The 22,351-nt window shown below is 70.5% G+C and carries 21 protein-coding genes; 7 read left to right on the top strand and 14 right to left on the bottom strand.

Features of this window, described 5'->3' with window-relative positions; all coding sequences use genetic code 11:
- Positions 1-85: 85 nt before the first annotated feature.
- Positions 86-577, bottom strand: a complete 492-nt coding sequence (locus tag OHS18_RS37570; RefSeq protein WP_328613964.1) for a winged helix-turn-helix transcriptional regulator — start codon at positions 575-577, stop codon at positions 86-88.
- Positions 578-677: 100 nt separating this feature from the next.
- Here OHS18_RS37570 and OHS18_RS37575 point away from each other — a divergent pair, with 100 nt between their 5' ends.
- The 3 genes from OHS18_RS37575 (at position 678) to OHS18_RS37585 (ending at position 3,397) form a co-directional block, all read left to right on the top strand.
- Positions 678-1,382 carry an SDR family oxidoreductase gene (locus OHS18_RS37575; RefSeq protein WP_328613965.1) on the top strand — a complete coding sequence of 235 codons (705 nt, stop codon included), beginning with the start codon at positions 678-680 and terminating at the stop codon, positions 1,380-1,382.
- A 153-nt stretch (positions 1,383-1,535) separates the two neighbouring features.
- Positions 1,536-2,099, top strand: coding sequence for a TetR/AcrR family transcriptional regulator (locus OHS18_RS37580; protein WP_328459063.1), 564 nt, complete (start codon positions 1,536-1,538; stop codon positions 2,097-2,099).
- Positions 2,100-2,203: 104 nt separating this feature from the next.
- Positions 2,204-3,397 carry a cytochrome P450 gene (locus OHS18_RS37585; protein WP_328613966.1) on the top strand — a complete coding sequence of 398 codons (1,194 nt, stop codon included), beginning with the start codon at positions 2,204-2,206 and terminating at the stop codon, positions 3,395-3,397.
- A gap of 223 nt (positions 3,398-3,620) precedes the next feature.
- Here OHS18_RS37585 and OHS18_RS37590 read toward each other — a convergent pair whose 3' ends face one another.
- The 3 genes from OHS18_RS37590 to OHS18_RS37600 form a co-directional block, all read right to left on the bottom strand.
- Complete coding sequence (locus tag OHS18_RS37590; RefSeq protein ID WP_328613967.1) at positions 3,621-4,667, bottom strand: aminoglycoside phosphotransferase family protein; 1,047 nt, start codon at positions 4,665-4,667, stop codon at positions 3,621-3,623.
- 711 nt (positions 4,668-5,378) lie between these two features.
- Entirely contained in the window at positions 5,379-6,182 is an 804-nt protein-coding gene (locus OHS18_RS37595) for a siderophore-interacting protein (RefSeq protein ID WP_328613968.1), read from the bottom strand.
- Entirely contained in the window at positions 6,179-8,452 is a 2,274-nt protein-coding gene (locus OHS18_RS37600; protein ID WP_328613969.1) for an excinuclease ABC subunit UvrA, read from the bottom strand. Before OHS18_RS37600 ends, OHS18_RS37595 begins: the two co-directional genes overlap by 4 nt.
- Before the next feature lie 76 nt (positions 8,453-8,528).
- On the opposite strand from OHS18_RS37600, the gene OHS18_RS37605 reads away from it, so the two are divergent.
- Positions 8,529-9,338, top strand: coding sequence for a TetR/AcrR family transcriptional regulator C-terminal domain-containing protein (locus OHS18_RS37605; RefSeq protein ID WP_328613970.1), 810 nt, complete (start codon positions 8,529-8,531; stop codon positions 9,336-9,338).
- Here OHS18_RS37605 and OHS18_RS37610 read toward each other — a convergent pair.
- The 8 genes from OHS18_RS37610 to OHS18_RS37645 all read right to left on the bottom strand — a co-directional run bounded on the left by OHS18_RS37610 (position 9,301) and on the right by OHS18_RS37645 (position 16,754).
- The gene (locus OHS18_RS37610) at positions 9,301-10,071 is read right to left on the bottom strand and encodes a methyltransferase domain-containing protein (protein WP_328613971.1); all 771 of its coding nucleotides are present in this window, start codon (positions 10,069-10,071) and stop codon (positions 9,301-9,303) included. The genes OHS18_RS37605 and OHS18_RS37610 overlap by 38 nt on opposite strands.
- Before the next feature lie 10 nt (positions 10,072-10,081).
- Complete coding sequence (locus OHS18_RS37615; protein ID WP_328444413.1) at positions 10,082-10,312, bottom strand: putative acetyltransferase; 231 nt, start codon at positions 10,310-10,312, stop codon at positions 10,082-10,084.
- Complete coding sequence (locus OHS18_RS37620) at positions 10,309-10,539, bottom strand: glutaredoxin domain-containing protein (RefSeq protein ID WP_328444411.1); 231 nt, start codon at positions 10,537-10,539, stop codon at positions 10,309-10,311. The genes OHS18_RS37615 and OHS18_RS37620 overlap by 4 nt, the downstream gene beginning before the upstream one ends.
- Positions 10,536-12,671, bottom strand: a complete 2,136-nt coding sequence (locus OHS18_RS37625) for a phage holin family protein (RefSeq protein WP_328613972.1) — start codon at positions 12,669-12,671, stop codon at positions 10,536-10,538. Before OHS18_RS37625 ends, OHS18_RS37620 begins: the two co-directional genes overlap by 4 nt.
- The gene (locus OHS18_RS37630) at positions 12,668-13,270 is read right to left on the bottom strand and encodes a DedA family protein (protein WP_328613973.1); all 603 of its coding nucleotides are present in this window, start codon (positions 13,268-13,270) and stop codon (positions 12,668-12,670) included. Before OHS18_RS37630 ends, OHS18_RS37625 begins: the two co-directional genes overlap by 4 nt.
- Complete coding sequence (locus OHS18_RS37635) at positions 13,267-14,058, bottom strand: MBL fold metallo-hydrolase (protein WP_328613974.1); 792 nt, start codon at positions 14,056-14,058, stop codon at positions 13,267-13,269. The genes OHS18_RS37630 and OHS18_RS37635 overlap by 4 nt, the downstream gene beginning before the upstream one ends.
- A gap of 328 nt (positions 14,059-14,386) precedes the next feature.
- On the bottom strand, positions 14,387-14,572 hold the full coding sequence (locus OHS18_RS37640; protein ID WP_328613975.1) for a hypothetical protein: 186 nt from the start codon (positions 14,570-14,572) through the stop codon (positions 14,387-14,389).
- A gap of 1 nt (position 14,573) precedes the next feature.
- On the bottom strand, positions 14,574-16,754 hold the full coding sequence (locus OHS18_RS37645; protein ID WP_328459062.1) for a terpene synthase family protein: 2,181 nt from the start codon (positions 16,752-16,754) through the stop codon (positions 14,574-14,576).
- A 268-nt stretch (positions 16,755-17,022) separates the two neighbouring features.
- On the opposite strand from OHS18_RS37645, the gene OHS18_RS37650 reads away from it, so the two are divergent.
- A complete protein-coding gene (locus OHS18_RS37650) occupies positions 17,023-17,313 on the top strand; it encodes a GNAT family N-acetyltransferase (RefSeq protein ID WP_328613976.1) in 291 nt (96 codons plus the stop codon).
- Positions 17,314-17,497: 184 nt separating this feature from the next.
- Positions 17,498-18,514 (top strand): S1 family peptidase, encoded by a 1,017-nt coding sequence (locus tag OHS18_RS37655; RefSeq protein ID WP_328613977.1) that lies wholly within the window; start codon positions 17,498-17,500, stop codon positions 18,512-18,514.
- A 128-nt stretch (positions 18,515-18,642) separates the two neighbouring features.
- Here the strand turns inward: OHS18_RS37655 and OHS18_RS37660 are convergent, their stop codons facing one another.
- Together OHS18_RS37660 and OHS18_RS37665 are read right to left on the bottom strand one after the other, a co-directional pair.
- On the bottom strand, positions 18,643-19,266 hold the full coding sequence (locus OHS18_RS37660) for an SAM-dependent methyltransferase (RefSeq protein ID WP_328613978.1): 624 nt from the start codon (positions 19,264-19,266) through the stop codon (positions 18,643-18,645).
- 77 nt (positions 19,267-19,343) lie between these two features.
- Positions 19,344-20,912, bottom strand: coding sequence for a discoidin domain-containing protein (locus OHS18_RS37665; RefSeq protein ID WP_328613979.1), 1,569 nt, complete (start codon positions 20,910-20,912; stop codon positions 19,344-19,346).
- Between the two features lie 215 nt (positions 20,913-21,127).
- Between OHS18_RS37665 and OHS18_RS37670 the strand changes: the two genes are divergently transcribed.
- Complete coding sequence (locus tag OHS18_RS37670; RefSeq protein ID WP_328613980.1) at positions 21,128-22,351, top strand: cytochrome P450; 1,224 nt, start codon at positions 21,128-21,130, stop codon at positions 22,349-22,351.

A 22,351-nucleotide genomic window follows, 5' to 3' on the forward strand; every position in this document is an offset into this window, starting at 1 on the left:
TCGTACTGCGTGCTTAGTGGTGATTTACCAACCATTTTGCAGTGTTGACATGCGCTGCCACGCATACGAGGATGCCCCGCCGGGCTCAGGTGACCGGCTCGGCCAACGGGATCTCACCTTCGCTCAGCCATGAGCCACGCCACGCCAGATCGTCCCTGACCAGTGGTTTTCCGCAGTTGTCGCAGTTCCGGCCCGGCCGGGTGAGCTGTCCGCAGCCGGTGTGGACGAGCTTCATCGGGCCGTACGCGCTCACCGAATCGGTATGGGCGTCACCCCAGGCGCCGAGGGCGTGAAGCACCGGCAACGCGTCCGACCCGGCCTGTGTGAGCCGGTATTCGTGCCGGGTGCGGCCGCCGTCGCGGTAGGGGAGCTTCGTCAGCAGCCCGCGGTCGACGAGCTTGCCGAGCCGGGTCGTCAGCACGTTGTCGGCGATGCCGAGCTCGCTGCGGAAGTCCTCGAACCGGGTCGTGCCCGCGGTGGCGTTGCGCAGGATCAGCAGCGTCCACGGCTCGGCCAGGACGTCGGCGGCGCGGGCGATCGGGCAGGAGGCGTCCTCCCAGGTGATGCGGCGGCTCATGTGTGATCCCTTCGAGCTGGCTTGCTTGGAGCAAGTTTACGCCGTAGGGTCGCCGGTAGCTAGCTTGCAACGAGCAAGTCAGATGCGAGAGGAGTTCGTCATGGAGATCAAGGGTGCGGTGGCGCTGGTCACCGGGGCCAACCGCGGGCTCGGCCGGCAGTTCGCGGCCGCCCTCGTCGAACGGGGCGCGGCGAAGGTCTACGCGGCCGCGCGCAATCCGGAGTCGGTGGACCTGCCGGGGGTGATCCCGCTGCAGCTGGACGTCACGGACCCGGCGTCGATCCGCGCCGCCGCCGCGATCGCCGGCGACGTCACGCTGCTGGTCAACAACGCCGGTTCGTCCACCGGGGCGTCGGCGCTCGGCGGCTCGCTCGAAGACATCCGGCTGGAAATGGACACGCACTACTTCGGCACCCTGGCCGTGACGCGCGAGTTCGCGCCGATCCTGGAGGGCAACGGCGGCGGCGCCGTGCTCAACGTCCTTTCGGTGCTGTCGTGGTTCACCTCGCCGCAGGTCGCGGCCTACTCCGCGGCGAAGTCGGCAGCCTGGTCGCTGACCAACGCGCTGCGCCTGGAACTGGCGCCGCAGAAGACGAACGTGACCGCGCTGCACGTCGGGTACATGGACACCGACATGGCCAAGCACGTCGACGGCCCGAAGGTCGACCCGGCGTTCGCGGCCGGCCTCGGAATCGATGCTGTCGAAGAAGGCCGCTTCGAGGTCCTCGTCGACGACCTCAGCCGCACCGTGCGGGCGGGGCTGGCCGGTGACCTGACCGGGCTGTACCCGAGTCTGAGCGCCTGAACCGGCGTAGTCCACTTAGGACGGTTTGGGGCTGCCATGGTCATTTCGGGACCCCCGGAATACGCCCGTGGCGGCCACCGGCGTATGAATGGGCGGGTGCCGGACAACGCGGGAATCGGCCGTACCAGGAATCGTTGGGGCGAAGGGGAACGCCTGCGCGGAGAAATCCTCGCGGCCGCCGCCCGGCTGCTCGCCGAACTCGGCGGCGAAGACGGACTGACGATCCGCGGGGTGGCCCGCGCGGTCGGGATCGCCCCGGCGAGCATCTACCAGCACTTCGCCGACCGCGCGGAACTCGTGCGGGGGTTGCTGGACTTCGAGTACGCGCGGCTGCGGGACTCGATGCGCGCGGCGGAGGAGTCGCTCGGCGAGGCCGACGTCGTCGGGCGGGTGCGGGCGCAGATCCACGCCTACTGCGCGTTCGCCATGGAGCATCCCGGACATTACCGGCTGATGCTCGCGAACGGCGCGTCCAAGCCCGACCCGGACGCACGCGCGGAGGGGCCGCTGCTGGACGTGATCGACGGGCTGGCCGCGGCGTTCGAGAGGTGTGTCGAAGCAGGCCATCCGCTGCGGGTTTCGCCTGGTCGCGCGGCCGCTGTCGTGTTCGTCGGCGCGCACGGCCGGGTCGCGTTGTTCCACAGCGTGCTGCACCGGACCGGAGCCGAACTGGTCGAGCCGTTCGTCGACGAGCTGTTGTCGCTCGTATTCGTGTGATCTTCCGGTCGTCGCCTGAACGGAGTGTGGCGGAGCCGCGACAAGATGCTTAGCATAGCTATGTAATTTCTTGTCGAACTGTGCGGCGGCTTCGGGAGGCCCTCATGACGGACGGTGTGCCCGCGTTTCCGATGACCCGGCGGTGTCCCTTCGACCCGCCGGCCGAGCTCGGCGAACTGCAGCGCGAGGAACCGGTTTCCCGCGTCAAGCTGTGGAACGGCAGCACGCCGTGGCTGGTGACGCGGTTCGAAGACGTGCGCGCGATCCTGCGCGACCCGCGGGTGAGCGCCGACTCCGACCGGCCCGGCTACCCGCACCAGAGCGCGGCGTCGGCGGCGCGGCGCAACCGCGTCAAGTCGTTCATCAACATGGACGGCGCCGAGCACGCGGCCCAGCGCAAGCTGCTGACCGGCGACTTCCTGGTCAAGAAGATGGAGGCGCTGCGCCCGGCCATCCAGAAGATCGTCGACGACCTGATCGACGACCTCCTGGCGGGCCCGAAGCCGGTCGACCTCGTGCCGGCGTTCGCGTTGCCGCTGCCGTCCCTGGTGATCTGCGAACTGCTCGGGGTGCCGTACGAGGACCGCGCGTTCTTCCAGGACATCACGAAGGTGATGATCTCGATGGACGCGACACCCGAAGAGGCCGTGAAGGCCACCGACGAGCTGCTGGCCTACCTTTCCGGCCTGGTGGAACGGAAAGCCGTCTCGCCGGGCGACGACGTCCTGAGCCGACTGGCGGTCTCGCAGCTGGGCACGATGACCGCCGAGCAGATCGCCGGCATGGGGCAGCTGCTGCTGGTGGCGGGCCACGAGACAACGGCGAACATGATCGCGCTCGGCACGGTGGCGCTGCTGGAGAACCCGGCGCAGCTGGACCTGGTCCGCTCCGGCGACGCCGAGCTGCTGCGCAGTGCCGTCGAGGAGTTGTTGCGCTACTTGAACATCACGCACTCCGGACGCCGCCGCGTCGCCGTCGAAGATTTCGAACTCGGCGGCCAGGTCATCCACGCCGGCGACGGCATCATCGGCGCCTCGGACGTCGCGAACCGCGACGACTCGGTGTTCGACTCGCCGGACGAGCTGGACGTCACGCGCGGCGCCCGGCACCACGTGGCGTTCGGCTACGGCGTGCACCAGTGCCTCGGCCAGACGCTGGCGCGGGTCGAGCTGCAGGTGGTGTACGGCACGCTCTACCGCCGGATTCCCGCACTGCGGCTGGCGGTTTCGGTGGAAGAGCTGGAATTCAAGAACGACATGCTGGTCTACGGCGTCCATTCGCTGCCGGTCACCTGGTGACGGATTCCGGTTTTGTCGGTGCTCACCGGTAGCCTGGAACTCGGGGGCACTTTATCCCTTCCGCGCCACTGAATCGCTTACGCCGCAACGGAAATCGGGTCTTACCCGACGCTCGTCGGGATCACCCGATTTAGCGATGGTGTTCGCACGTGTGTTCGGTAACGTGGGATTCGTGACGACAACGATTCTCCGCCGCATGTCCCGATTCCTGTGCCGCGTCCGGTCAGAGCGCCCTTTGACAGGCGTCGAGGTCCGCGATCAGGTGTCCGGTGAGGAACTCGGCGCGGCCCGCGTCCGGGTCCCGCCGCGGGACCAGTTCCACGAGCATGATCAAGTCCAGGTAGACGCGGTAGAGCGCGAGCCGCCGCCGCGCGGGCGGGTCGAACTTCGCCGGCCCGCCCGCGTCGCGGTAGCCGTCGACCAGTTCTCGGTCCACGCCGCGGAAGAGCGTCAGCGAAACGAATTCCGCCACCGGGTCGCCCCAGAACGCGCGTTCGGCGTCGATGATCCCACTGACGTGCCCGCCGTCGAGCAGGATGTTGCCCGCCCACAGGTCGAAGTGGACCAGCACCGGCGTCGTCACGTGGTCCAGGAGCGGCTCGTGGCGGCGGACCAGGTGCGCGATCTCGGCGGCCGGGCGCGGGAGGCGGACCCCGAACTTCAGCGCGTCCGCGAGCACCGCGTCCGTCATGGCCGTGAACGCCGCGGTCCACGTCGGGTGCGGTGGGTCCTGCGGGTAGCCGAACGCGTCGCCCGTCGCTTCGTGCAGCCGAGCGACGACCGCGCCCAGCTCGCGCCGCAGCCGCGGCCGGTCGGCGTCGGAGACGTCCCAGGTCGCGCCGGGCAGCTCCGTCATCAGCAGAAAGCCCGGCCCGGCACCGACAACCGCGGGCAGTGGGCCCGAGGCCGAGCGGTAGTACTCGGCCTCGGTCGCGAGGAGGTCGTGTTCATAGGCCAGCCCGACGGCGGCCGGCGCGATCTTGAGCACCAGCCGCCTGCCGTCGGCGAGCGTCAGCCGGATCGCCGTGTTGTAGGTCCCGCCACCGATGTCCCCGGCGGCCACGACCGACGCCGGGTCGATGCCCGACGAGGCCAGCGCCGCAGCGATGTCCGCACGCACCGGGGTGAGTCTGCCACCGCGGGCCGCCCGGCCGCCGTCCAGCTTCCCGCCCGGCGGCCGCGTCGTCTCGGGCAGTGTTCCCGCGCGGACCGCGCGGTGGCCGCCGGGCCACCAGCCGCACCGCCGGGTGGGCCGGTCGAGTGCCAGCACCGCCGCCGCGGCCGGGCGAAAGCCGCCGGCCGCGCCCCCGCCGATTTCGTCCGCCGGCTGGCCGATCGGCTGCGGCCGTGGCTGTCCGGGTCTGTCGAGCGCAGCTGTCGCCCGGCGGGCAACGCCGCCGCGAAGCCGCTTGGTTCGGGCAGTGTTCCCCTGCAGCGGTTGCGACGTTGCCGGTCGCGCAGCCGCATCGGCCGGTCGATCGTGGCCGTGGCCGTGGCCGTGGCCGTGGCCGTGGCCGTGGCTACCGGCCGGCGGCCGTGGTGGTCCGGGCATGGCCGAGTACGTCTGCCGATCGGTAAGTCCGAGCGGCGTCTCCGCTCGGCCGTCGCCGAGTTTTTCGGTCGCGTTGGCTCGGGCGGTGCGGTCCGTGCGGTGGCCGCCGGGCCATCCGCCGCACAGCCCGGTGGGCCGGTCGGTCGTCTGCGTGGCGACTTCACCGGCCGTCGGCCGTGGTGGTCCGGGCATGGCCGAGTACCCCTGTCGATCGGCCAGTCCGAGTGGCGTCTCCGTTCGGCCGTCGCCGAGTTTTTCGGTCGCGTCGGCTCGGGCGGTGCGGTCCGTGCGGTGGCCGCCGGGTCATCCGCCGCGCGGCCGGGTGGGCCGGTCGGTCGTCTGTGTGGCGACTTTACCGGTCGTCGGCCGTGGTTGTCCGGGCATGGCCGAGCACTTCTGCCGATCGGCCAGCCCAGGTGGCGTCTCCGCTCAGCCGCCGCCGAGCTTTTCGGCCGCTTCGGCCAGGTCTTCGGGCGTGGGCGCGTCGTCCTGGGTGAGCTTGCGGCGCCAGTACCCGGTGAACTCGATGGCACCCTTGTCGATGCCGCGCTCGCCGACCAAGTGGCGGCGCAGCGCGCGGACCGTCCCGGCTTCCCCGGCGAGCCACGCGGCCGCCGAGCCGTCGACCTTCGCTTCGCGCACGGCTTCGAGCAGCTTCGTCCCGTGCGGAGCGCCGTCCCGGTGGAGCCAGCGGACGTCACCGGGCATCGGCTGTTCCTCAGCCTCGTCCGGGACCTCCAGGAACACCACGGCATTGTCCACTTCGGACAGCAAAGACCACACCGCGGGGATCGCCGTCTCGTCGCCGGCCAGCAGTACGACGTCCCCCGAAGGGAGTGGGCGGCGGTAGAGCGCGTCCGGGCCGTAGCGGCCGAGGACGTCACCCGGGGCCGCCGCCGCGGCCCAGCTGGTGGCCGGGCCCGCTTCGTCGCCGTGCAGCACGAAATCGACGTCGATCTCGGCCTGCTCCGGGCGCCGAGCGCGCACGGTGTAACTGCGCATCACCGGGCGCTCGTCCTCGGGGATCTCGAGGTACGCCTGGTACCAGCGCATCACGTCGTCCTCGGCGGCCGGCAGCCGCACCGGGCGGCCGGGTGGTGGGAACAGCAGTTTCAGCTGCTGGTCCGGCCACGCCTCCAGTGCGTCGAGGCCCTGGCCGGTGAAGGTGACACGCACCGTGCGCGGGGTCACCCGCCGGACCGCCGTCACCTCGAGCAAACCGGTGCTGTTCATTGCTTCCCCAGGTACTCGCGCAGGTGGCGGGCCGTCAGTGTGGTGGCGTCGGCGACCAGCGAAGCCGGGGTGCCCTCGAAAACCACCCGGCCGCCGTCGTGGCCGGCGCCGGGGCCCAGGTCGATCAGCCAGTCGGCGTGGGCCATCACAGCCTGGTGGTGCTCGATGACGATCACCGTGTTGCCCGCGTCGACGATCCGGTCGAGCAATGCGAGCAGCTGGTCGACATCGGCCAGGTGCAGGCCGGTCGTCGGTTCGTCGAGGATGTACGTCGAGCCGTGCTCGGCCATCCGGATCGCCAGCTTGAGCCGCTGCCGCTCACCGCCGGAGAGGGTCGTCAGCGGCTGCCCGAGCGTCAGGTAGCCGAGGCCGACGTCGGCGAGCCGGTTCAGCACCGCCCGCGCGTTGCCGGACGGGAAGAACTCGCGGGCCTCGGTGACCGGCATCGTGAGCACTTCGCTGATGTTCTTGCCCCGCAGGGTGTACGTCAGGACGTCGGGTGTGAACCGCTTGCCTTCGCACTCCTCGCAGACCGACGCGACACCGGCCATCATCGCCAGGTCCGTGTACACCAGGCCGAGGCCCTTGCATTTCGGGCACGCGCCTTCGGAGTTGGCGCTGAACAGGCTCGCCTTGACCCCGTTGGCCTTGGCGAACGCCGTCCGGATCGGATCGAGCACGCCGGTGTAGGTGGCCGGGTTCGACCGTCGCGAACCGCGGATCGCCGACTGGTCGACCACCACGACGCCGTCGCGGTGCGTCAGCGAACCGTGGATCAGCGACGACTTCCCGGAGCCGGCGACGCCGGTGACCACGGTCAGCACGCCGAGCGGGACATCGACACTGACGTCGCGCAGGTTGTGCAGGCTGGCGCCGGTGATCCGGATCCGCCCGGTGGGTGAGCGAACCTCCGGGCGCAGGGTGACGCGGTGGTCGAGGTGGCGGCCGGTGAGCGTGCCGGACGCGCGCAGGCCGTCGAGGTCGCCGGTGTAGCAGAGCCGCCCGCCGGCCTTGCCCGCACCGGGGCCGAGGTCGACGACGTGGTCGGCGATCCGGATCGTCTCCGGCTTGTGCTCGACGACCAGGATCGTGTTCCCCTTGTCCCGCAAGCAGAGAAGGAGGTTGTTCATCCGCTCGATGTCGTGCGGGTGCAGGCCGACGGTCGGCTCGTCGAAGACGTACGTGACGTCGGTGAGGCTCGAACCCAGGTGGCGCACCATCTTCACGCGCTGCGCCTCACCGCCGGACAACGTGCCCGACTCGCGGTCCAGCGAGAGGTAACCGAGGCCGATCTCGACCAGGGAGTCGAGCGTGTCGCGCAGGTTGCCCAGCAGCGGCGCGATCGACGGCTCGTCGAGCTTCCGGACGAACTCGGCGAGGTCGCTGATCTGCATGGCCGAGCAGTCGGCGATGTTCTTGCCGTCGATCGTCGACGACAAGGCGGCCTGGTTCAGCCGGGCGCCCCCGCACGTGGCGCAGGTGCTGAAGGCCGCGGCCTTCTCGATGAACGCACGCAGGCGCGGCTGCAGCGACTCCGTGTCCTTGTGCAGGTAGAGCCGCTTGACCTTCACCGCGAGGCCCTCGTAGGTGACGTTGGTCTTGCCGACCTTCACCTTGCAGGAGTCCTTGTGCAGCAGGTCGTCGAGCTGCTGCGGGGTGTAGTCCCGGATCTTGGCGTCCGGGTCGTAGAAACCGGAAGCGAGGTAGGTCTGGACGTACCAGGTGTCCGGCGTGAAGCCGGGAACCTGGATCGCGCCGTCGTTGAGGGACTTGTCGAAGTCGAGCAGGGCACGGACGTCGAGGTCGGACACCCGGCCGAGACCTTCGCACGCCGGGCACATGCCTTCGGGCAGGTTGAAGCTGAACGCGCCGGACGTGCCGACGTGCGGCTCGCCGAGCCGGGAGAACGCGATCCGCAGCATCGTGTGGGCGTCGGTCGCGGTGCCGACGGTCGAGCGGGAGTTGGCCCCCATCCGCTCCTGGTCGACGACGATGGCGGCGCTCAGGTTCTCCAGCAGGTCGACGTCCGGGCGCGAGAGGTTCGGCATGAACGATTGGAGGAAGGCACTGTAGGTCTCGTTGATCATGCGCTGGGACTCGGCCGCGATGGTGCCGAAGACGAGGGACGACTTGCCGGAGCCGGACACGCCCGTGAACACCGTCAGCCGGCGTTTCGGGATGTCCAGGTCGATGCCGGTCAGGTTGTTCTCCCGGGCCCCCCGGACCTCGATCACGTCATGGGTGTCGGCGGCCCGCCTGGGTGAGGTCATACCGTCCTTCTTGATACTTTAGGCTGTAAGGTGATGGCTCAGGTTACAATACTTTAGGCTGTAAGGAGTCGGCAAGGTGGTCGTCTTCGCCGGTCAGGGCGACGCCCGGCGGTCCATGGAGCTGCTGTGGGGTCCGCGCGTCGGCGCCCCGCGCACCGGTCCCGGGCCCAAGCCGGGCCTGTCGGTCGAGGCGATCGTCGGCGCGGCGATCGAGATCGCGGACGCCGACGGCATGGGGGCGCTGTCCATGCGCTCGGTCGGGGAACGGCTCGGGCGCACGGCGATGGCGCTCTACACGTACGTGCCGGGCAAGACCGAGCTCGTCGACCTGATGTACGACCGGACGCTCGGCGAACTGCCCGCCGACCAGGACCTAACGGCCGGCTGGCGGGCGGCGGCGCTGGCTCTGGCGGACGAGTTGTGGGACCTGCACCTGCGCCACCCGTGGCTGCTGCAAGTCTCCCCGGCGCGGCCGGTGCTCGGGCCGGGGGAGTTCCACGTGCAGGAGACGCTCCTGCGAGTCCTGGCGGAGACGGGCCTGCCGCTGCCGCGGGTGCGCTGGGTGGTGTCGGCGCTGTTCAACGTCGTGCGCGGCTCGGTCCAGTCTGCGGCGGAGTCCCGTCAGGCGTCGCGCGAGACGGGGCAGTCCGAAGAGGACTGGTGGTACGCCCGGTCGACGCTGCTCGGCGAGCTGGTCCCGGACCTGGCTGCCCGCTTCCCGACGGTATCGGCCCTCGGCGCGGACACGGCCGCGGTCCCGGACGGCGAGCCCTACCTGGAGCGCGAGGCGAGGCTGTCGTTCGAGGCGGGGCTGGAGCTGCTGCTCGACGGCGTCGAGGCGGCGATCGTCAGGGCTTCCGAGCCTCGATCTTCCGGGCCTCGATGAGGAACCTGGTCGTGTGGGCGACGAACGGGCCGTCGCGCTCGATCAGGTCGTGCAGTTCCCGCAACTGGGGCCGGTACTGCTCGACCGTGAAGCCCGGGACCATCCAGATCACCTTGCGCAGGAAGTAGACCACCGCGCCGATGTCGCGGAACTCGGTGCGCAGCGACTCCGAGCGCAGGTCGACGACCTCGAGGCCCGCCTCCGCAGCCGCGGCGACGGCGTGGTCCGGGTGCCGGCTCTCGCGCGACGACGCCGGCTGCGGGCCCAAGAAGAACTCGACCAGCTCGAACACGCTCGCCGGGCCGACCTGCTGGGAGAGGTACGTCCCGCCGGGGCGCAGCACCCGGGCGATCTCCGCCCACCACGTCCGGACCGGGTGGCGGCTGGAAACCAGGTCGAACAGGTCGTCCGCGAAGGGCAGCGGCGGCTCGTCCGTACTCGCCACCACGACGACTCCGCGCGGCCGCAGCAGCGCGGACGCCACCGCGACGTTCGGCGGCCACGACTCCGTCGCCGCCATCAACGGTGGCAGGGACGGGCAGCCGTCCAGGACTTCGCCGCCGCCCGTTTCCAGGTCGAGAGCCGCGTGGACGCCGCTCAGGCGTTCGCCCAGCAGCCGCTGATAGCCCCATGACGGCCGTTGCTCCGAGGCCCGGCCGTCGAGCCACGAGAAGTCCCAGCCGTCCACCGACACCGCGCCGGCCTCGGCCACCAGGTCGTCGAAGCTCGTCATGGCCCGATCGTCACAGGGACGCCGGGGGACCGCCAGCCGATTTCCGGACCGGCGCCGGCGGCACCGGCTTGGCCAGGGCGACGGCGTCGAAGTCCACTACGACCGGGCCGCGGCGGGTTTCCACCGTGCACGTCGACTCGTCGCGGGCCACCAGCAGGCCGAGCGCGTCGGTGAAACCGCCCTCGATTCGGTACCGCACCACGACTCGCGTGCCGATCGGCAACTCTCGCAGCAGTTTCATAACCGTGAGCTCAGCTCCTCGTCGGACGGCTCGACCAGGAAGGTGCCGTCGTCCCAGACGATGGTGGGAATCCGGCGCTCGCCGTCCTGCAGGGCGCGGACCCGCGTCTCGGCGGCCGCGTCCGCCTCGACGTCCACATAGGAGTACTCGACGCCTTCGCGGTCGAGCAACGCGCGGCTGCGCTTGACATCCGGGCACCAGGAAGCACCGTAGACGGTCAGTTTCACGAAGAGACCTCCGAAGCGACAGGGGTTTCGGCCGAAGCCGGGGCGGGGGCGGGAGCGGGCGAGGGGTGGCCCAGGTGGGTCAGCCAGCCGCGGAACACCCGGTGCAGCGCTTCCGCGCCGACGACGTCCCCGGGCGGCGGGAACTCCCGTGGGTGCACGACAAAACCGCGCTGCTGCGGGCCGCCGAGGCCGCCGTGGGAGCCGACGTGCGTCTCGAACGGCGACGACTGGTCCGTCTCCGGGTCGTAGTTGCTGTTGATCATCACGTCGGCGCAGTGCGGGAACGTGTCGACGCGCCGCACCAGGTCCGCGGCGTGCGGGCCGTAGCGCAGCAGCGGGTCCTCGCCGATGACGACGCCGGTCGCGAGCCGGTGCAAGCCGTCGCGGCCCAGCACCACCGGGCCGAACTCGCGGCTGCGCACCAGCAGGAACCCGACGCCGGGGTGGTCCACCAGCGACGGCAGCAGGTCGGGGAACTCGCGCTCGATCGTCTCCAGCTCGACGCGCCCCTCGTGCTCGGTGAACGACACCATCGCCGTATGCCCGGACACGACCGCGACGACGCCGGGCGCCACGCGGGTGACCGCGCCGGGGGAGCCGGACTCCGTGCGCGGCCGGTCCTCGCCGCCCTCGGCGTTCTCGACGCGGCCTCGCAGCCGGCGCGCGATCAGGCCGCCGCTCTTCGTGGCCTCCGCGAGCGCGGCGTTGATCTGCCAGCTCTCGGCCTGGCGGCGCTTGCCCGAAGCCGGCGACGGCGAGCCGCCGCACAGCCGGCCGACGTACGCCTCGATCGTCTCGCCGAAGCGCTGCGAGAACGCCTGGCCCTGGGTCTGGCCGTGGTCCGACAGCGCGACGACGTGGTAGCGGCGCGGCGCCAGCCGGCTCGCCCGGTGCAGCCGGGCGATCTGCTGGTCGATCGAGCGCAGCACCGACAGCGTGTCGAACCGCTCGATGCCGGAGTGGTGCGCGACCTCGTCGTAGCCGAGGAAGTCGGCGTAGACGACCGGGCGTCCGGCCAGCATGTCGCCGAGGATCGCCGAGACGACGACGTCACGCGCGATCACCGTCGTGCCCGGCCGGGCCAGCGGGTACCAGCCGCCGCGCGGGATGCGCGGCACGACGCCGGCGCGGCGCTGGCGGACCGACGCGCTGATCTCGCGGAAGACGTCGGCGAGGGCGACGACGAACGTCCGCAGCGCGTTGACCGGGTTCGCGAAGTAGGCGTAGTAGCCCGCGCCGAGGCGGTCGCGGTGCCGGTGGCGCAGGCCTTTCGGGACCAGCACGGGGATCGAGCTCATGGTGAGGCTGACGTGGTCGGCGTCGCCGGAGAACAGGTTGCCCCGGCTCGCGCCGTCGCCGGAGAGGAGGCCGCGGCCGTCGGAGTGGCGCCGTTCGATCTCGGCCGCGTCGGTCGGGTGCGCGCACGCCATCACGTGGTCGCGATCCTTTTCGTACCAGCGGAACCCGAGGATGTCGTGATTGGAGCCGTGCAGGATGCCGCAGACGCTCGCGCCGGTCTGGGAGCTCCAGTCGGTGTGCCACTGCGTCAGCGTGTGGCTGTCCTCGGCGAGCCACGCGGCGAACGTCGGCATGTCGCCGTCGCGGATCGCGCGGCGGACGGTGTCGTAGCCGAGGCCGTCGATCTGCAGGAACACCACGCCGGGCGGCTGTTCGGCGTCGCCGGGATCGGCGGCGTGCCGGCGACGGCGGCGATTCGCGCGGCGGAAGAAGATCTCGTCCTCGTCGATGGCCAGGAGACTGGAGATGAGCGCGCCGACGCCGGCCATCGCCACGGTGACGATCACGGCCGTCCGGAAGCCGAGGATCTCGACGCCGGGCACGGTCTTGAACACGGCGAGCGTGCCCGCGCCGAGCAGCAGGAAGCCGAAGAGGCCGAAGGTGACGAACGCGAGCGGGTAGGCGATCCGCATGACCAGCGGCCAGACGAACGCCACCAGCAGCCCGAGCAGCAGCGCGCACACCGTCGGCTGCCACCAGTGCGTCATCCGGAAGCCGGAGAGCAGCACGTCGAGCAGGCGCAGCGCGCCGGTCACCGCCGCCCACACCAGCAGGACGCGGGCGACGGCCCGGCCGCCCCGCAGCAGCCGGCCCTTCGGCGCGGTCGTCGTCAAGCTCGGTCTCCCGTCTTCTCTTTCGCCTCGGCTTTGGCACGCCGCCAGCGGGCGATCAGGTTCAGCAGCACGGTGACCAGCAGGACCAGCACCGTCGCCAGCAGCGTCGCGATGAGCGGTGAATCGAAGATGCCCCCGCTGACGATGCCGAGCAAGCTGTAGGCGACCGCCCAGAGCACGCACGCGACGAGCGCGGCGGGCAGCAGGCGCCGCCACGGGTAGCTCAGCGCGGCGGCCGCGAGCAGCACCGGGATCCGGCCGGCCGGGACGAGCCGGCCGATCACGACGATCTGCCAGCCGCGGCGGGCGAACTGGCCGCGCGCCCTTTCGAGGCGTTCGGCGGGCTGGCGGCGGCTGATCCAGCGGAACGCGGCTTCGCTGCCCAGGCGCGGGACGCCGAACGTGATGACGTCACCGACGTACGCGCCGAGCGTGGCCAGGACGATCACCAGCGGCAGCGAGAGGTGGTCGGTGGTGGTCGCGACGGCGGCCGCGGCGCCGACCACCGCGCCGGTGGGCACGATCGGGATGATCGAGCCGAGCAGCACGCCGCCGAACAGCGCCGGGTACCCGAGGGCGGCCGGGTCGGTCCAGCTCACGCGCGGTCCGTCGAGGCCGGGAGCACGACGTCGGCGCCGGGCTCGGTGAACAGGACGTCGGTGGCGACCCTCGCGGCGGCCACGTGGGCCGCGAACTCCCGCGGCGGATCGGCGAGCAGCCGCCGCATCCGCGCGGTGCGCCGGATCCCGGGGACGGCGAGCGTGCCCCAGTGCACCGGCACGACCGCGCGGGCCCGCAATAGCCCGGCGGCCTCGGCGGCGCGGGCCGGGTTCAGGTGACCGGGGCCGAGGTTCGGGCCCCAGCCCCAGACGGGCAGGAGCGCGACGTCGACCGGGCCGAAGCCGACCATGGCGTCGAAGAGGTCGGTGTCGCCGGCGTTGTAGACCCGGAGCCCGGCGCCGTCGATGAGGTGGCCGACGGCCGGGCTCTGCGGGCCGTGGGTGAGGCGCGGGCCCCAGCGGTGTCCGGAGTGGACGGCCTCGGTCGCGGTGATGGTGAGCCCGCCGTCGGTGAGCGTCTCGCCGGGCGCGATCTCCTCGACGGCGGTGAAGCCCTTCCTGGTCAGCCAGCTCCCGGCTCCGCGCGGGACGACGATCCGGGTCCGCCGGCCGACGAGCTTCAGCGACGGCACGTGCAGGTGGTCACCGTGCAGGTGCGACAGCAGCACGAGATCGACGCCGCCGTAGGCGCCAGGCGGGGGCGGCGGGACTACCCGGGTCAGCCCGCCGACCCGGGCGGTGAGCACGGGATCGGTGAGGACGACGCGGTCACCGAGTTCGAGCCGGACGGTCGAATGGCCGAGGAAACGCAGGTTGAAGCCGCTCACGCCCTTGAGTATCACCTTCTCGCCGGGCAAATGCCCGGCGGAGTGGCACGAACGACGCCCCCGGCGCGATCCGAACGCCGGCGCACGTGATCAGAACGCCGACTCGCGTGCCCGAAGTGCCAACCCGCGTGCCTGGAGGGTCGACTCGCGTGCCTGGAGGGTCGACTCGCGTGCCTGGAGGGTCGACTCGCGTGCCTGGAGGGTCGACTCGCGTGATCAGAGGGTCGACACGGCGACGCGGGAGCCTGCGCGCCGTGTCGACCCTCCAATCACGCGAGTTGACCTTGCTATCACGTGAGTTGGCTTCGTAGTCACGCGAGGTGGTGGGTTAGGCCCGGACGCGGCGGCGGAGCCTTCGGGACCAGCGGACCGACCGGAGTCTCAGGCGTCTTCGGCCGCGGCGGAAGCGGGCCCGGAGGTCCGTGCGCAGCGCTTGCTCGGCCTCGTGGTGCATGCCGACCGCGCGCAGCAGGCGGGCGATTTCGCGCTGCTTCGTCGTCGGGGAGCCCAGCACGTCACCGCCCGCTGGGGAGCAGGGACGAGATGCGCAGCGACGATGTGCCGATGCCCGTCGGGCCGAACAGGGACGCCGACGCCGCCATCGGGTGGTAGTTCAGCTCCTTCTCCGTGTAGCGGCCCACGTTCTCGTGCCAGTTGACGATGCCCGCCATCCAGTCGCGGAACTCCTCGACGTACTCCAGCAGCATCTCCTGGACGTCCGGGTCGATGCCGTAGTCGCGGAACAACGCCGGCAGCTCGATCGCCGCCGCGTGCTTGAACTCGGCCAGCCGGGCCTTCATCAGGTCCTCGACGACGCCGAACGCGCGCTCCTCGGAGCAGTCCAGGAAGTTCTGCACGACCAGCACCGCGTTGTGCAGCTCGCCCTCGTACTGGATCTCCTTGCGGTAGGAGAAGACGTCGTTGACCAGGCACGCGAAGTCGGTCGCCGCGTGCTCGATCGCCTGGACCGGGCGCGTGCGGTACAGCTCCGGCGGCACCGCGCGGCCGTGCGAGAAGCGCGAGAGGCTCATCGTGAGGTCCGAGCCGAACGTCCGGCGCCGCATTTCGACGTAGTCGATCGGGTCCGGGATGCGGTTCTGCGCCTGGTTCACCAGCTCCCACAGCCAGCTCGACGTCATCGAGTCGACGGCTTTCCGCACCGTGCGGCGGTTTTCCGGCGACATCCCGGCGGTGGTGCGCGGCCAGACGTCGGCCAGCCCGAGCTCCAGCGCGTTCGTCGGTGCCGGCGTGGGTTCGCCGTCCACCGGCATGAACAGCGACAGCCGCGCGTTGCACGCCTTCGCGCCGGCGAGGTCGCGGGTCGCGCCGAACACGATCGGGTAATAGTCGTCGGCGAACGTGCCCCAGGTCAGCCAGTCGCTGGTGACGTCGAGCTGGTCGGCGGCGGCGTCCGGGTGGATGCCCGCCGCGCACAGCGGGAGGTCGGTGGCGCGCAGCTTCCGCTCGTCCCACACCACGCCGTCGAGGAAGCCCATCCGCCGCGCCCAGTCGACGTTGCGGACGCGGCACGCGTCCAGGTGCGGGCTCAGCCGCAGCGGGAACGGCAGCTCGACCGGCGGCCGCTCGATCTCGACCGCGCGGAACGGCGTGCTCGAGTACGACCGCAGCCGTTGCGGCGCGGTCGCGAGCACGGACGAGAAGATGCGCGCGGCCGACGTCCCCAGCCCGGTGGCGGTGCCCAGTTCCGGTCCGCCACGCGTTTCCAGCGCGCCTTCGTTCATGTAGCGGCTCGAGCGCAGGTGCCACTCGTGCCCGCCGGACTGCCAGTCCTGCAGGCCCTTGACGTAGGCGAACGTCGCCAGCCGCGCCGCCGGGTCGACGGCGTGCTCGTCGAACAGCCCCGGGACCTCGGTCAGCGCGGTGTGCTCGAACTGGTGCAGCCGCGAGGTGATCAGGTCGTTGACGGCGTCGGCCGCCTGCTGCGTCGTCAGCCCGAGGAACTTCTCGAACACGAGGACGCCGTTGGACAGCTCGCCTTCGTCCTCGACCTCGCGCTGGTAGGAGAACAGGTCGTTGCGCAGGTGGACGCCGTCGGCGAAGCAGTCGCGCAGCACCTCCATCGGCCGGGACGCGGCGATCACGTCCGGCACCTCGGCGTGTACCGAGTGCTCGACGAGGTTGGCCGACCACGGCGCGCCGCCGACCTTCCGGCGCATCTCGATGTACTCGATCGGGTTGGAGAGCCGGCCTTCGTTGATGTTGGCCAGTTCCCACAGCGACTCTTCGAGCAGCGCTTTCGTGCTCTCGATGAAGCGCCGCCGCCAGCCTGCGGAGCGGTGCGGGATCGTCCGGTTCCAGAGGTCGGTGAGGCCGCGCTCGACCGGGTTCTCCGGGGTGTCGGTGATCGCGCCTTCGGCGGGCATGAACAGGTTCAGCCGGTCGAGGTAGCCGCGCGCGCTGTCGATGTCGCCGGTGCGCTTGTACAGCTCGAGGAAGTGGTCGTCGAAGTAGAAGACCCAGACGTACCAGTCGGTGATCAGGTCGAGCTCTTCGGCGCCGGCGTCCGGGTGGGTGTAGGCGCAGAGCAGCGCGTAGTCGTGGGAGTCGAGGTCGTGCTCGTTCCAGATCACCGTGCCGTGCTGCGGGACGTCGATCATGTCCATCGCGTACGCCCAGGCCTTGCTGTGTTCGCGGGCGCCCTCGAGGTGCGGGTTCAGCCGCGCCGGGTAGGGCATGTAGAACTCGGGGAGGACGAACGGCTGCTGCGGCACGCGGATGAGGCCTTTCCGTTGCGGCTACGGCGGATTCCGACACGATGAGGCAACCAAAAGCGGCCGGGCGCGCCAAGGGTCTCGGTCGGGTTGCACACGAACGGGAAGCCGCTGTCCCCCGGGCGGCCCAGTCGGGTTCACGGCCCGGGCGCGCAACGCGGCCGGCTGTCGCACGATGGGGGAAGCTCCGGCGGCCATCCGGCGTTCACGCCGCAGAGAGAATGGAGTCCAGATGACCAAGGTGATCGACAACCCCGCGGAGAGCCGTTACGAGGTCTGGTCGGACGAGAAGCTGGCCGGCTTCGCGGCGTATGACCATCGGGGTGAGCTGACCGTCTTCACCCACACGGAGATCGACGACGCCTTCGCCGGGCAGGGCCTGGGCAAGGTGCTGGCGGCGGGCGCGCTCGACGACGTCGTCGCGAAGGGCGGGACGATCGTGCCGGTCTGCCCGTTCATCGCCGGGTACCTCCGGAAGCACCCGGACTACGAGGCGCACGTCCGTTGGCCGTCCGGGTCTTGAGCCGAAGGGACTACACCAGGCGTTTGTTACGCCGAACGCAGTAGTGACACGGAGGCGGCGAGTCCCGAGTGCGAGGTATGTCCGGTTCTGCTGGTTATTAACCAACCTTAGTCGGTAGTGCGTTGGTTGCTCGGCAACGAAAGTGACCGGCGCAGGCTTCGAACCGGCAAACTGGAGGAAGTTGATGACTCCCCGGAAGACCGCTCTCAAGACCTTCGCCGTGTTGTCGGCCGCAGCGCTGACGTCCGGCGTGTGCGCGTCGGCGGCCACTGCGTCCCCACTGGCCTTCTCCGAGATGCAGGCCAACGCCGTCAGCAACGCCACCCAGGTGGCGGACTCGCTCGGTGCCACCTCCGGTGGCATCTACCTGGAGAACGGCAAGGCGGTCGTCAACGTCACCGACGACGCGTCCGTGCAGAAGGTGCAGGCCGCCGGCCTGACCGCGAAGAAGGTCGCGCACACCTTCGCCGCGCTGACCGGCGTCAAGAACTCGCTGGACGCCGTGAAGAACGTCCCGCAGACCGCGTGGGGCATCGACACCAAGACCAACCAGGTCGTCGTGAAGATCTACGACTCGGCCAGCAAGGAGAGCGCCGACAAGGTCGCCGCGGCCGCCGCGCAGTACGGCGACAGCGTCCGGATCGAGCACCGCACCGGCAAGCTCGAACTGCACATCGCCGACGGTGACGCGATCCAGAACGACCAGGGCCGCTGCTCGCTCGGCTTCAACGTGACGCGCGGCGGGGAGCCCTTCCTGCTCACCGCGGGCCACTGCACCAACCTCGGCGGCACCTGGGCCGGCGGTGACGTCTCCGGCGCCACGGTCGTCGAGAGCGACTGCCCCGACGCCGACTCCGGCCTGCTGACCCGCCCGAACGGCACCGGCCCGAGCGAGATCAACACCGGTCAGGCGATCACCAGTGCCGCGGCGCCGACGGTCGGCGAGCAGATGGAGAAGCAGGGTTCGACCACCGGTGGCGGCAGCGGCGAGGTCACCTCGGTCGACGAGTCGGTCAACTTCGACGTCGGCGTCCTGAACCACGAGTTCGGCACCACCGCGCACACCGACCACGGTGACTCGGGCGGCCCGGCGTACGACGGCTCGAAGGGCCTCGGCACGCTGTCCGGCGGCGACACCGTGACCAGCTACTTCTACCCGCTCACCCTGGAGCTCCAGAACTACGGCCTCGAGCTCGCCTGATCCACACTCCGGTGGAACACCCGCGAGGGCCTCTTCACACGCGTCGAGGGCGCGTGAAGGGGCCCTCGCGGCATTCCCAAGGCGTCACTTTCGCTAGGAAAGATGCGCTTTTGGAGTCGCTCAAGAATTCAGCGGCGCTTCGCGCGGTAGACGGCGTCGGTGTGGTGGCCCTCGCCGCGCGTCTCGCACGTCTCGACGACCCACTCCCGGGCGTCACCCAGGTAGTTCGTGATCTCCTCCGGCTCGAAGAACAGCTCCTGCGGCGGCGCCTCGCCGTCGAACTCCCGCATCGCCTTCGGCGAGTGCCCGACGATCAGCAGCGAGCCGCCGGGCCGGATCGCCGCGGCGGCCGCGGTGAACACGTTCTTGCGCAGGTCCGGCGGCAGGTGCATGTACTGCGCCGAGATCAGGTCGTAGGTCTCCTCGGGCCGCCAGGTGAGGATGTCGCGGTGCAGCCACCGGACGTCCACGCCGCGTTCCTTGCCCGCGGCTTCGGCGCGGGACAGCGCGAGGGTCGAGATGTCGGCGCCGTCGACGGTCCAGCCCTGCTGGGCCAGCCAGATCGCGTCACCGCCTTCACCGCTGCCGAGGTCGAGGGCGTGCCCGGGTTTCAGCCCGGTCACCTCGCTCTCCAGGTTGCGGTTCACGTTCCCGCTCCAGATCCGGTGCTCGTCACGCTGGTAGAGCGCTTCCCAGAACTCCTGCTTGAGCATGTTCTCGACGGTCATCGGCTGTTCGTGGGTGTGGGCCATGGTTCCTCCTAGGGGACGTCCTCCCACCATGCGGAGAACGTCCCCGGGAAGGCAAATCCAGTTGCCGGTTCGGCAACTCAGGCGGTGCCGTACACCTGCATTTCGTACAGCGAGTAACCGTACGCCGTGCCGCGCGTGACGCCGTTCATCCGTACGTACCGGCCGGTGCCGGCGAGCCCGGTCAGGTCGTCCGTGGCGCCGTTGCCGGTGGTCGTGCTGTAGATCGTCGTCCAGGTCGTGCCGTCCGGCGAGGTCTGGATGCTGTACGCCTTCCCGTACGCGGCCTCCCAGGTCAGCTTGACGTGCGAGACGGTCTTGGTCGCGCCGAGGTCGACGCGCAGCCACTCCGCCGCGGTCTCCTTGCTGGCCCAGCGGGTGCCGGTCAGGTTGCCGTCGAAGGCCGCGCTCGCCGGGTAGGACGTCGATTCGGTCGACGACGCCGTCGCAGTCCTGCCCTGCGACAGCAGTGTCTCGGTGCCGCCGCCACCTGTGACGGTCACGCCCAGCGGAGCGGTCTTCGTCCCGCCCGTGATGGTGATCGTCGCCGTGCCGGGGGCGGCGTTCGCGGCGGCGGTGACCGTGGCGGTCGAGGTGCCGCCCGCCGGCACCGACGTCAGGGAGAACGACACGGTGACGCCCGCGGGAGCGCCGCTCGCGGACAGCGTGACCGCGTCCGTGGAGGTGACGGTTGCTGTCGTCGTACCACCCGGCGCGACCGAAACGGACGACGGCGTCACGCCGAGGCCGGCGGCCGCGGTGAACGTCCAGCGGGCCTGGTCACCGGAGCAGCTGCCCGCGGTGAGTGCCGTGCCCGAAGCGCGGAAGCACTTCTTGCTCGTCTGGATGTCGGAAATGGTGCCGTCCGGGTTGATCGACCACTGCTGCGCCGGGCCGCCGGTGCAGGTCTGCAGCACGATCGAGCTGCCGGAGATGCCCGCGCACTTGTCGTTGTGCACGAGGAACGCGCCGTGGAAGGTGAAGCGCTGGGCGTCGCTTCCGGTGCAAGCGGCGACCTTCAGCGTGGTCCCGCTGCTCGGCGCCTCGAGGCACGTGCTGGTGGAGTTGTTGCGGTACTGGCCGACCGTGGTGTTCGGCTGCGCGCCGCCGTAACACGCGCCGGTGCTGGTGTTGAAGATCGGCGTCGCGTCGTACGGCTCGGTCGACGGCGGGTCGACGACCACCGGTTCCAGGACCGGTGTGTTGTCGGCGTTGTAGTGCGTCAGCGCGTCTTCGCAGTCGATCGCGTCGAAGGCGCTGCCGCCCTGGCCGCCGAGCCAGAGGTCGATGTGGCGCAGGTTCGGGCCGCCGTTGGGGCCCTGGCCGTTCCAGTCGTCGGAACACTCGTCGCAGCCGTCCTCCATGATGAAGTACTTCTTTACCCGGGGCACCCAGACCTTGGTGCCGGCCTTGAGCTCGGACGTGCTGGTGGCGAACGTGATCGGGTCGGTGTAACTGCCCTTGCCGCCGGCGGTGTCGTGGATCTGCGGGTAGGCGATGTCGCCGCCGGGCGGGGTGTTGTCCCACCAGCCGTAGAAGGTGAGGAAGGTGGGCTGCGTGGTCTCCGCGTTCGCCGGCGTGCCACCGGCGAGAGCGCCGGCCAGGGCGAGGAAAAGGGTTGCGACGAGCACCGAAGCGCGCCGGGTCATGCTGCCTCCGGAAGGACTGGACGGACGATGACTGCGGCGTGGGTCCAGGTTCGCGGTGCGAGGGGCGGCCCGTCAAGACCCATTCGTAAAGTTCTCTAACGAACGCCGTCCGGACTGGTCCATCCGGGTCGGATGTGGGTCGGGCGTCCCACGACGGCGCCGGACGTCTCCATGGTGGAAGTGTCCAGACCACCGGCAGAGAGGCGTGATCCGCCGTGACGGCAGCATCCGACACCCCGGCCCTCCCGACGACGCGACCGGCCGGATGCCCGTACGACCCACCCGAGAACTACGCGGTGTTGCGCGAAGAAGCGCCGACGTCGCAGGTCCGCTGCCCGGCGGGCATGGACGCCTGGCTGGTCACGCGCTACAGCGACGTGCGCGCGGTGCTGGCCGACCGCACGATGAGCTCGCGCGGCGCGTCTTCGGTGCACGTGAACGCGGGCGCCGACCTCGACGAAGAGGTCGCCCCGGGCTCGATCATCCAGCTCGACGGCAAGGACCATTCGCGGCTGCGCAAGATGGTGCTCGCGGAGTTCACCGTGCGGCGGATCGAAGCGATGCGGACCTACGTCCAGGGGCTGGTCGAGAGCCACCTCGACGCGATGCTCGCGAAGCCCGGCGAGGCCGATCTGGTGCGGGACTTCGCCTTGCCGATCCCGTCGCTGGTGATCTGCGAGCTGCTCGGCGTCCCGTACGCCGACCGCGAGCGGTTCCAGCGCCAGAGCTCGACGCTCGTCAGCACCGACACCACCCGTGAACAGGGACAGCAGGCCTACGAAGAGCTTTCCGGGTTCCTGACCGCACTCTTCGTCGACAAGCAGCAGAACCCGCGGGACGACCTGTTCAGCCGGCTGATCGCCCGCGGTCGCGAGACGGGTGACGCGCTCACCATGGAAGAGCTGGTGATGCTCGGGCTCAGCCTGCTGGTGGCCGGGCACGAGACGACCGCCAACATGATCGCGCTCAGCACCCTGGTGCTGCTGGATCACCCGCAGCAGCGCGAAGTCGTGCTGGCGGCGCCGGAACGCGCCGTCGAGGAGCTGCTGCGGTACCTGTCGGTCGTGCAGTTCGGGGTGTTGCGCTACGCCACCGAAGACGTCCAGGTCGGGGCTCGCGCGGTGAAGGCGGGGGAGTGGCTGGTCGCCGCGCTGAACTCGGCCAACCGCGACGAGGAGCTGTTCCCGGCGGCCGACAAGCTCGACTTCCACCGCGAGTCGCCGCGCACGCACGTCGCCTTCGGGTTCGGCGCGCACCAGTGCATCGGCCAGCAGCTGGCGCGCGTCGAACTGCAGGAGGCGCTGACGCGGTTGTTCCGCCGGGTGCCGGACCTGCGCCTCGCGGTGCCACGGGAGTCGTTGGCGTACAAGCACAACGCTCTCGTCTACGGCGTCCGCGAGCTGCCGGTGGCCTGGGGCGGAACAGTCACGCAACCCTAG

Origin of the sequence: Amycolatopsis sp. NBC_00355 (assembly GCF_036104975.1) — a bacterium.
In the GTDB taxonomy this organism is placed as follows: domain Bacteria; phylum Actinomycetota; class Actinomycetes; order Mycobacteriales; family Pseudonocardiaceae; genus Amycolatopsis.